12 protein-coding genes are annotated in these 9,699 nt (G+C 72.3%); 6 read left to right on the forward strand and 6 right to left on the reverse strand.

Annotated features, from left to right (window positions below):
- Positions 1-171 precede the first annotated feature (171 nt).
- On the reverse strand, positions 172-966 hold the full coding sequence (locus ACIRYZ_RS21060; protein WP_402946208.1) for a phytanoyl-CoA dioxygenase family protein: 795 nt from the start codon (positions 964-966) through the stop codon (positions 172-174).
- Positions 967-1,098: 132 nt separating this feature from the next.
- Here ACIRYZ_RS21060 and ACIRYZ_RS21065 point away from each other — a divergent pair, with 132 nt between their 5' ends.
- Positions 1,099-1,962: a LysR family transcriptional regulator gene (locus ACIRYZ_RS21065; RefSeq protein WP_402946210.1), complete on the forward strand. Its 864-nt coding sequence runs from the start codon at positions 1,099-1,101 to the stop codon at positions 1,960-1,962.
- A 151-nt stretch (positions 1,963-2,113) separates the two neighbouring features.
- Positions 2,114-3,289 carry an alpha/beta hydrolase gene (locus ACIRYZ_RS21070; protein ID WP_402946212.1) on the forward strand — a complete coding sequence of 392 codons (1,176 nt, stop codon included), beginning with the start codon at positions 2,114-2,116 and terminating at the stop codon, positions 3,287-3,289.
- Between the two features lie 9 nt (positions 3,290-3,298).
- Here the strand turns inward: ACIRYZ_RS21070 and ACIRYZ_RS21075 are convergent, their stop codons facing one another.
- Positions 3,299-4,132, reverse strand: a complete 834-nt coding sequence (locus tag ACIRYZ_RS21075; RefSeq protein ID WP_402946214.1) for a PaaX family transcriptional regulator C-terminal domain-containing protein — start codon at positions 4,130-4,132, stop codon at positions 3,299-3,301.
- Between the two features lie 41 nt (positions 4,133-4,173).
- Complete coding sequence (locus tag ACIRYZ_RS21080; protein ID WP_402946216.1) at positions 4,174-4,665, reverse strand: hypothetical protein; 492 nt, start codon at positions 4,663-4,665, stop codon at positions 4,174-4,176.
- Between the two features lie 102 nt (positions 4,666-4,767).
- On the opposite strand from ACIRYZ_RS21080, the gene ACIRYZ_RS21085 reads away from it, so the two are divergent.
- From ACIRYZ_RS21085 to ACIRYZ_RS21100, 4 genes are all read left to right on the forward strand, one after another.
- Positions 4,768-5,706 carry an alpha/beta hydrolase gene (locus ACIRYZ_RS21085; protein WP_402946218.1) on the forward strand — a complete coding sequence of 313 codons (939 nt, stop codon included), beginning with the start codon at positions 4,768-4,770 and terminating at the stop codon, positions 5,704-5,706.
- A gap of 10 nt (positions 5,707-5,716) precedes the next feature.
- Positions 5,717-6,430, forward strand: a complete 714-nt coding sequence (locus tag ACIRYZ_RS21090) for a helix-turn-helix transcriptional regulator (protein WP_402946220.1) — start codon at positions 5,717-5,719, stop codon at positions 6,428-6,430.
- Positions 6,431-6,632: 202 nt separating this feature from the next.
- Complete coding sequence (locus ACIRYZ_RS21095) at positions 6,633-7,565, forward strand: phosphatidylinositol-specific phospholipase C (RefSeq protein WP_402946222.1); 933 nt, start codon at positions 6,633-6,635, stop codon at positions 7,563-7,565.
- A 25-nt stretch (positions 7,566-7,590) separates the two neighbouring features.
- Positions 7,591-8,184: an alpha/beta hydrolase gene (locus tag ACIRYZ_RS21100; RefSeq protein ID WP_402946223.1), complete on the forward strand. Its 594-nt coding sequence runs from the start codon at positions 7,591-7,593 to the stop codon at positions 8,182-8,184.
- Positions 8,185-8,243: 59 nt separating this feature from the next.
- Here ACIRYZ_RS21100 and ACIRYZ_RS21105 read toward each other — a convergent pair whose 3' ends face one another.
- The 3 genes from ACIRYZ_RS21105 to ACIRYZ_RS21115 form a co-directional block, all read right to left on the reverse strand.
- Positions 8,244-8,678 carry a type II toxin-antitoxin system VapC family toxin gene (locus ACIRYZ_RS21105; protein ID WP_402946225.1) on the reverse strand — a complete coding sequence of 145 codons (435 nt, stop codon included), beginning with the start codon at positions 8,676-8,678 and terminating at the stop codon, positions 8,244-8,246.
- Positions 8,675-8,968: a type II toxin-antitoxin system Phd/YefM family antitoxin gene (locus tag ACIRYZ_RS21110; protein ID WP_402946227.1), complete on the reverse strand. Its 294-nt coding sequence runs from the start codon at positions 8,966-8,968 to the stop codon at positions 8,675-8,677. Before ACIRYZ_RS21110 ends, ACIRYZ_RS21105 begins: the two co-directional genes overlap by 4 nt.
- 68 nt (positions 8,969-9,036) lie before the next feature.
- On the reverse strand, positions 9,037-9,699 hold the full coding sequence (locus ACIRYZ_RS21115; protein ID WP_402946229.1) for a hypothetical protein: 663 nt from the start codon (positions 9,697-9,699) through the stop codon (positions 9,037-9,039).

The following is a 9,699-nucleotide window of genomic DNA, read 5'->3' on the forward strand; positions in this document are numbered from 1 at the left end:
GCGATTGTCGGACCGGCAGGGAGGTCAGGCCAACGGATTTAAGGAGCGGCGGACCGCCGCTACCCGACAGATCGCGTTCCGGAACTGTCGGGCCGTCCCTCCGCCCGCTCTCCTACCGTGAACCTCGCCAGACCCCCGAACCGGGGCCCGACGAAGGAGCCCGCCCTGACCTCAGCCCTGCCGTGCCAGCCCGAGCCGCACCGCCCGCTCGACCGGCGAGTACGTCCCGTCGGCCCGGTCGAGCTCCAGCGGAGCCGCCGAGTACAGCGGAGGCTGAGCGATGAACCGCGCCCGCGTGCCCCGGTTGGGCTGCGCGGCGTGGATCAGGAACGGGTGGCAGAGGTAGACGTCTCCGGCGCGCCCGGTGGCGAAGGCCACCTCGCGGTCGGGGGCGTCGAGCCGGCCCGCCGCATCCATCGACCGGCACAGCTCCATCAGGTCGAGCCCGCGCTCGCCGGCCGGCTCCAGGAACGCCGGGACGTCCAGGTGCGAGCCGACCTTGATCCGGGTCGGCCCGTGGTCGGCGTCGACGTCCGAGAACAGGAACAGCATCAGCAACGACCGTTCCCGCGAGAACAGGTTGAGCCAGTAGCCGGCCTCCCCTTCGGGCGTGTAGCTGGCGTCCACGTGCCAGCCGGTGTCACCCGGGTCCTCCGGGTGCGGGAAACGGATCGGGAACGTCCCGAGTCCGGTCCTCGGCAGCCACCGCCCGGGGCCGACCAGCTGGTCGAACGCGCCGTGCAGCCGCTCGGTGGTGGCGGCCCGCTGGAACGGCTCGTCCGCGTAGCCCCACAGCCGCACGACCGGCTGGGTCCAGGTGGCGGGGTCGTCCTCGGCCAGCCCGGTCTCGCGCCACAGGAACGCCCGGCACTCCTCGGCCAGCTCGCGGGGGAAGGCCACCTCCAGCCGGACGAACCCGTCCGTCACGAACCGCTCTATCTGGTCTGCCGTCAGAACATCATGCATGTCTTGGAACTCTCGATCGCCGTACGGGGGGCTTCCCTCGCCGAACAGCCAACCGGACCACCCGCCCCACCCGCCAATACGATCCCCCGGGGACGCCATAGGCGCCACCCGATAACCGCTGATGGGAAGCCCGTGAACGACCTGTCCGGAATCGAGTTCCGGCACCTGAGGTACTTCGCCGCCGTCGCCGAGGCCGGTACGGTCACCGAGGCCGCACGCCGGCTCCACATCACCCAGCCGAGCCTGAGCCAGCAGATCCGCGCGCTCGAACGCCGGGTCGCCGCACCACTGTTCCACCGCGGCCCGGTCGGGATGTCCCTCACCGCCGCGGGGCAGACGCTCCTGGACGGCGCCAACCGCGCACTCGGCGAGCTGCACGCCGCCATGACCTCGGCGCGCGGGGCCGCGCTGCCGGCCCGGATCGGCGTCTGCCACGGTCTGCCGCAGGAGGTCCTGGCGACGGCCGAGCAGCTCGTCACCCGGAACCGGTCGCTCCACCTCGGCTACCACGCGGTCGACTCCCACGACCAGGCCGACCGGCTGCGCACCGGCAAACTCGACTTCGGCATCCTGCGCGGTCCGGCCGACGAGACCGGTCTCACCACCCGCGTCCTCGCCGACCAGCCGCTCGGCGTCGTCGTCGGCCGCGCCCACCCGCTGGCCGACCGCACGTCCGTCACCTGGCCGGAGCTCGACGGCCAACGCCTGCTCTGGTTCCCGGAATCCGCCGCATCCGGCTACGCCTCCACCGTCCTGGCCCAGCTCGCCGTCCACGGCTGGACACCGCGCACGACCCCCGGCGACCACGACCACAGCAGCCACACCCTGTTCCGCCACGCCCTCCTCGGCGACGACACCGTCATCGCGCTCCGCCCGGCCGCCGCCGTGGCCGACGACCCCGCCCTCACCTGGCTCCCCCTCGGCACCGACGCGCCCCGCGAACGCCTCCTCCTCGCCGCACCGACCGCGACGATCTGGAGCCGCCTGCTGGCCTGAGCCGGACCGGCGCGGCGGCCGCATCCCCGTCGTTCGCCGGCGGCCGCCCCGGGGAATTCCCAGGAAGGGGCAACCGAACGGCCGTTCCTCGATGTCTCCCCTGTGACCGGGTACGCGGGCCCGGCGGGCACAGGAACCGGCTTCGAACGCAATGACTCTGACGGGCACTCCCTTCCTCATCCTCACGATCATCCTGTTCGTGGGCTCCCTCGCGCTGGCCATGGCGCAATGGCTGGGCAGAGGAGTCCGCGTCGGGCGGGTGCGGAACCCCGAACAGCGACGCAGGCCGCTGCGCGTGCTCTCCTACCTCGGTACCGTCCTGCTCTGCCAGTTCACCGCCGTGGCGATGGTCTTCGTGATCGTCAACAACGAGAACCAGCTCTACGACAACTGGGGTGACCTGCTGGGCACCTCCAGCCACGTCCGGGCCGTTCCCGTGCCTCCGAAGGACGACGGCCTGGCCGGGGACCGGACTGCGGGTGCCGCCGGGGGGCCGTCCGGCTCCGCCGCGCCGAAGGTGCCGCAGGCCTTCCACGCGCCCGACTCGGACGCCGTACCGCGGAGCGTGAAGCAGGCCGACCTCAAGGGCCGGCTCTCCGGTGTCGACGGCGAGGTCCTGGTCTGGACGCCGCCGCAGTACGACGACCCCGCCTACAAGGACAAGACCTTCCCTGTGGTCGAACTGCTCGTCGGATACCCCGGGTCCTCCAGCGCCTGGTTCGGCGAGGCCATGGACGCGATCGGGCAACTCGAACCGCTGATGAAGTCAGGGCAGGTCACGCCGTTCATCCTGGTCTCGCCGCGCGTCACTCTGCTCGGTAACACCGACACCGGGTGCGCCGATGTGCCGGGCAAGGTCAACGCCGATACCTGGCTCTCGCGGGACGTCCCGCAGATGATCGTGGACAACTTCCGGGCGGACACCACCCCGGACCGCTGGGCCCTGTCCGGCTACTCGGCCGGCGCCCACTGCGCCCTGCGCCTCGCGCTCTCCCACCCGAACCGGTACCGCGCCGCGATCAGCATGTCCGGCTACAACAACCCGTCCGGCGAACCGGCCTCACTGACTGCCAAGGACCCGAAGCTGCGCGAGACCTCCAACCCGCTCTACATCCTCACCCACGCCCCGACGCCGCCGAACGTCGCGCTCTACGTGACCGGCAAGCGGGGCGACGGGCTGGAGGACGCGACCGCCCTCCAGCAGGCGGCGAAGAGCCCGACCACCGTCACGCCGTTCGAGACCACCGGTGCGCACCTGACGTCGACCTGGAAGCCGCTGGTCGTCCCGACCTTCAAGTGGCTGACCGGGATCATCCCGCCCCGCTGACGACGGGCCTCAGGCCGAAGGCGCCTCGGAGAGGTCGTAGGCGCGGAAGAGGGAGAGGTCCGGGGCGTGCCTCCGGATCTCGTCCCACTTCTCCCGGAACCGCTGCCGGAGCTGCGACGGCGGCCACGGGGTGGGCCGCAACTCCGGTGGCAGCAGCGGGTCGTGCTCCATCGCCTGGCTGAACGCGTCGGCCAGCCCCAGCGCCGCCGCGACGAGTTCGGCGGGACTGCCGTCAGCACGGGAATCCTCGCCGAGCGTGTCGGCGAGCGGCTGGTAGGCCTCGATCGTGTCGGCCGCGGGCCACAGGCGCTCCGCAACGGCGACGGCATCGGTGAATCCCGGGCCGATCAGCCGGGTGGCCTCCGCCGTGATCAGATAGGTCCCGACCGTCGCCTCCGAGGTCTCGCCGACCAGCTCCTCCAGGAGGTCGTGCGGACTCACATAGGCGCCGGGCGCGAGCGCGACGGCGCCGAGTCGGGTCAACGCCACACGGAGGGCGTCGCGTTCCGCTCGCCGCTGCTCCGGCACGGAGAAGGTGTAGAGCCGCCAGAGGCCGTCCCACGGTGCGAGCCCGGCATCCTGCGCGTAGGCGAGCGCGATGAACCGGACGTCCGTGTCGGCGCGGAGCCGCCCGGCATCGGTCAGCAGCAGTCGGCCCTTCCGGCCCCGCCCCTCCTGCCGCAACACGCCTGCCGCCTCCAGTCGGCGGATCGCCAGCCGCACCGGCTGGTCCGACAGGCCGGCGGCCGCGGCGACGTCGTAGACGTAGTCGAGCGACGCGGTGCCCTGCGGATCGAAGCAGGCCTCGACGACCGTTCGCGGCGCGGCTTTGTATTCGGACAACGGGAGACCTCGGTTCTCGATCACACACCCTCGGGTGTGGCTCAGGCGCCTTCCCAAGGGTAGTGGTGGCGCCGGAAGGCCTTGGCGATGACGGCCTTCTTGCCCTCGACGTCGTCGTCGAACAGCACGCGTCCGACGGGCGATTCGATCCGCACCTTGCCGCCACGGTGGAACACGCCGCCGACCTGGTCGCGGGCGATGACGCGGGTGTCGTCGCCTTCGATGATGGTGATGCTTCTGTCCGTGATCCGCAGCGTGGCGCTGTGGTACGTGAGGAAGAGGCCGATCACCAGGCCGATGACGGCCAGCAGGACGGGTCGGCCGATCACCATGGCCGGGGAGTCGAAGGAGCCGAGGAACCTCACGGTGTCGGCGTACGGGATCGGGTGCTTGGCGGCGGACTGCAGCAGCCAGGGGACGGCGAAGCCGAGCCCGGCGCCGGCCGCACCGCAGAAGACCCAGATGACCACCTTGGTGTCGAGGGGCATCCGCAGCTCGGTTTCGGCGGCCGGAGCATTGAATTCTCTCTTCATGAATACGACCGTAGCAGATTGGATAGATATTGAGATGTTGTGATGCAGGTCACCGGAAAAGGGTGACAGGCTGTTGTCGGGGACGGTCGCGACCATCGACTCATGACGATCACCGACGAGGACTGCCTCACCGAGACCCTGGCCTTCAACGCACAGTTCGAGGCCGCCGCCGCACTCCGCCCCCAGCGCGGGCAGGCGCCCGACGCGGCCCTGATCGCGCACCTGCGCCGCAACCGGCTCGGCGGTGACACGCCCCCGGTGCGGCTCCCGCAGGGCCGGGGCCGCGTCCTCCCGTCCGGGGTGAAGGTCCGGGCCTTCGTGCCGGAGCGCGTCGAGGGCGTGTACCTGCACATCCACGGCGGCGGCTGGGTGTTCGGCTCGGCCGACGGGCAGGACGAGAAGCTCTGGAGCCTGGCGACCGAAGCCCGACTGGCCGTGGTGAGCGTGGACTACCGCCTGGCCCCGGAGCGCCCCTTCCCCGCCGGGCCCGACGACTGCGAAGCCGCCGCCCGCTGGCTGGTGGACCACGCCGAGGCCGAGTTCGGCACCCGGCGGCTGCTGATCGGCGGCGAGTCGGCCGGCGCCCACCTGAGCGTCCTGACCCTGCTGCGCCTGCGCGACCGGCACGGCCTCACTGGCGCGTTCCGGGCCGCCCACCTGGCCTTCGGCCCGTACGACCTGTCGATGACGCCGAGCCAGCGGTTGTTCGGCTCCCGGCAGCTGCTGAGCAACTCGGATTCGGTGCAGGGCAGTTACGAGCTCTTCACACCGGGGATGACTCCGGACCGGCGCCGCGACCCGGAGGTCTCGCCGCTGTACGCCGACCTGACCGGCATGCCGCCCGCGCGGATCATGGTCGGCACCGAGGACCCGCTGCTGGACGACTCGCTGTTCCTGGCCCAGCGGTGGCAGGCGACCGGAGCGCCCGTCCAACTCGCCGTCGTCGCCGGGGCGATGCACGGCTTCACCCTGTTCCCGCTGACCGTCACCGCACGCGAGCGGCAGCGGGAGCGGGACTTCCTGGCCGGCGCGGGACGGTAGCGTCGGCCGCATGAACCGCACCCCTCGGCTCTACGCGCTGGTGGAAGAGTTGCGCGCGGCGGCGCCGCGAGCGTTGACGGTCGCCGCGCTCGCCGCGCGGTTCGAGGTGAGCGCGCGCACCGTGCAGCGGGACCTCCAGGCGCTGATGGAGTCGGGTGTCCCGGTGCGCGCCACCACCGGACGGGGCGGGGGCTGGTCGATCGACCCGGCGATGACCCTGCCGCCGATCCGCCTCACCCCCGAGGAGGCCTCGGCGCTGGTCGCCGCGCTCGCCGCGGCCGACACCTCGGCCCCGTACGCCGGCGCGGTCCGTACGGCCTCCCAGAAGATCGCCGCCGCGATGACCGGCCCCGCCTCGACGGCGGCCCAGGAACTCGCCGCCCGGATCGTCGCACTGCCGACCAGGACCGCGGAGTCCGTCCGCACCGCGGTGGAACGGGCCCTCGCCGAGGGCACCGTGCTGCGGCTGTCCTACGTCGACGCGGCCGGGCAGGAGAGCGACCGCGCGGTGGAACCGGCCGGACTGCTCACCGCCGACGGCAAGTGGTACCTCATCGCCTGGTGCCGCACCCGTCAGGCCGGCCGGGGCTTCCGGCTCGACCGCATCGCGGCGGCGACCCCGACCGGCGAGCCGGCGCCGCCCCACGACCTGGCCGCCCTGCTCCACGGCTCGGCCGCCGCCGGCGCGGTCCGGCCCACCGCGCTGGCTCCGCTGGCGCCCTGACCGTCTTCGCCTCGATCGCCCTGGCCGGCACCCTCGTGGTCGTGACGACCCGGCCCACAGCCGTGCTGTCCGAGGCGATCCGGACGTGACCACGCGCAAGGGTCAACCTCGGTAGCGCCAAAGGGGTTTCGTGACCGACGCGGTCGAGCACACCCGCTGGAGGACACAACAGTTCGAGCGAGGCCGAGACGAAGGAGCGCCCATGAGCAGCCCCACCCGTCGCGACGTCCTGCGCTGGGGAGCCGCCGCCCTCCCCGCCGTCGGCGGGCTCCTGCGGCCCGTAACGGCAAGCGCCGCCACCACCGTCGACCCGTCCGCCTGGATGGCCGCCCTGGCCGACACCACCCCGCTGACCGCCCTGACCATCCCCGGCACCCACGACTCCTGCTGCACCGACCCCTGGCACGGCACCGAGTGGTCCCACACCCAGAACTGGGGCCTGCCCGAGCAACTCCAGCGCGGCATCCGCTTCCTGGACATCCGCTGCAACGGCCTGGCCGGCACCGCCGACGAACTCGGCATCTACCACGGCGACGCCTACCAGTACCTGCGCCTCCAGGACGTGCTCGACCAGTGCCGCGACTTCCTCGCCACCTGCCCCGGCGAGGCCGTCGTCATGCGGATCAGGAACGAGTACGCGGGCGGAAACCGGCTCGAAGCCCCCGAGTTCCAGCGCCGGATCAACCACTACCTGGACGACCTCGGCTACCGCCCGCTGTTCTGGACCGACCCCTGGTGGCCCACCCTCGGCCAGGCCCGCGGCCGTATCGTCCTCGCCGCCGACTTCGCCAACCCCTGGTCGGTCATCCAGTGGTCCAGCGCCACCAACCCCTGGTTCGCCACCCAGGACACCTTCCAGGGCATCAGCCTCGCCGCCAAGTCCCAGGCCGTCATCGACTGGTTCGACCGCGCCTGCGGCGACCAGGCCTCTCCGCGGATGTACGTCAACTTCACCAGCTACGCCAACGGCGGCTGGCCCAAGGTCAACGCCGACGCCATCCTCCCACCCGTCCGCGACTACCTCGCCGCCCGCCGCCAACAGCCCGCCCACCTCGGCATCGTCCCGATGGACTTCCCGGACTTCCACACCGACGTGCTGCAACTCCTCCTCGACAGGAACTTCACCGCCCACTGACCGTCCGGGTAGTAGCCTCCGGCGCATGTCCGCTTCCGCGCAGCTGACCCTCCCCACCCGCTACGCCGGCGACCCCGACCGCGTCGCGCTCGTCCTCCCCGGCGGCGGCTACTCGCCCGCCCGGCCACTGCTGCACTTCGCCCGGGCCGTACTGCTCCGGCACGGCTGGACGGTCCAGGAGCTGTGGTGGCAACTCCCGGCGGGATCCGCCGACCTGGCGATGGAGGAGTGGATCGCCTGGGTGGAACGGCAGGTCGCCGAGGCGGTGGACGCCGAGCGCGGCGCCTGCCGCCTGCTGGTCGGCAAGTCCCTGGGCTCCTTCGCGTGCGGCCTCGCCGCCGACCGGGAGCTCGCGGCGGCCTGGTTGACGCCCATCCTGACCCTCGACCACGTGGCCGAGGCCCTCGGCCGGGCCCAGGCGCCGACCCTGCTCGTCGGCGGGAGCGCCGACCGGCGGTGGGACCGCCGGATCGCCGACTCGACCGGGCACGAGGTCCTGGAACTCCCGGGCGCCGACCACGGCTTGGAGCGTGACGACGACCCGCTCGGCTCGGTCGACATCCTGCGGCAGGTCGTCGAGCGACTGGACCGCTTCGTCGGCTCGCTCGCCGACGGGTGAGGCCCAGGCCTGGGGTGTCCGCCCAAGAGGCGAGGATGCGCAGAACAGCCGGTGTGCGGCTATGCGCTGGTGTCGCCGGGCCCGGTGCCCAGCACCGAGCCCGGCGAGGTGACCGGCAGGTCGCGTCCGTCGGCCGCGTCGCCAAGGCACTTGTCGTACGTGACGAAGGCGGTGAGCGCGTGTTCCAGGTGCTCGGCACTGGCGAGGTGAATGGCGTCGAGCGTGCGCAGATGCTGGGCGGGGAACTGGCTGGCAGCTCGGAGGATCGGGTCGGAGAGCCGGATGCGGAGCGTGCGGTCGAGTAGGTTTGCCGCCGCATCCAGTAGGTGCTGTGGCGCGCCGATCCTGATGAGCGCGCGGGGGACCTCGACCTGGGCCAGCGCGCTGGTCGCATGTCCCTCGGACCCGTGCGAGGAGAGGAACGTGCGCAGTGCGGCGGATTCGGTCTCCGGGACCAGGAGCTTGAGGATCGCGCAGGAGTCGAGGTAGATCAACGGTCTTCTTCTTCGCGCATCCTGTGGAGGGCCTCAGCGGCCGACGGGAGCTTGACGTCGATCGTGGGCGGGATCCAGTCGGCCAGCCCACGTGCGGTGGCGGCGTTCTCCGGATCGATGGTGCCGTCGCGCACGAGGTCCTCCAGCACCCGCTGCTCGGGGTCGGGCGGTGCCAGTACGGCGATCAGCCGCCCATTGCGGGTGATCTCGACGCGCTCGCCGGCCGCGACCCGGTCGATCAACTCGCTGGCGTGTTGCTGGAGCTGCCGGATGGGAACTCTGGCTGTCATACGACTCACGGTAGGGCTGTTCGTGCGGCGATCGCGATAGACGTGCGGCGATTTCACACGAACGAGCGTCACCGCCGCCCCGGAAACCCGTGCCGCCGGGCGGCCGCCGCCACCGCCAGGGCGAGCGCCAGCAGCGCCAGCGCCGACCAGGGCAGCGACCCCGGTCCGCCGTGGTCGAGCAGGAGGCCGCCGGCGAAGGCCGCGGCGGCGATGCCGAGGTTCCAGCAGGTGACCAGGAGGGACTGGGCGAGGTCGGCGGCTGGGCCGGCGGCGTCGGCGACGGCGGTCCGCAGGAGGGTGGCGGCGTCGCCGAAGCCGAGGCCCCAGATCACGGCGGCGGCGTGGACCGGCCATGCCGTTGAGCTGATCAGGGCGGCGGCGATGATGGTCGCCGCGAGGGCGAGGAGCCCGCAGGCGGCGAGGGTGAGGGCACGCAGGTGCCGGTCGATGAGGGCTCCGGTGGCGGCGATGCCCGCCAGTGCGGACAGGCCGAGGACGAGCAGCACGGTGTCGGTCCGCCCGCCGGGGCCGAGGGGTTCGAGCAGGGCCGCGACGTAGGTGTAGAGGATGTTGTGGGCGAGCACGAAGGTCGCCGTCACTCCCAGCACGGCTGCCACGCCCGGGATCCGCAGCACCCGCCGGATCGACGGCCGGTCGTGCTCCTCCCGGCCCGGGACCGCCGGGACGGCGGCGGCGATCCACCCCACCAGGCCCACCGCGATCGCGCTCAT

This window comes from Kitasatospora sp. NPDC101155, from assembly GCF_044768305.1.
Lineage (GTDB): Bacteria > Actinomycetota > Actinomycetes > Streptomycetales > Streptomycetaceae > Kitasatospora.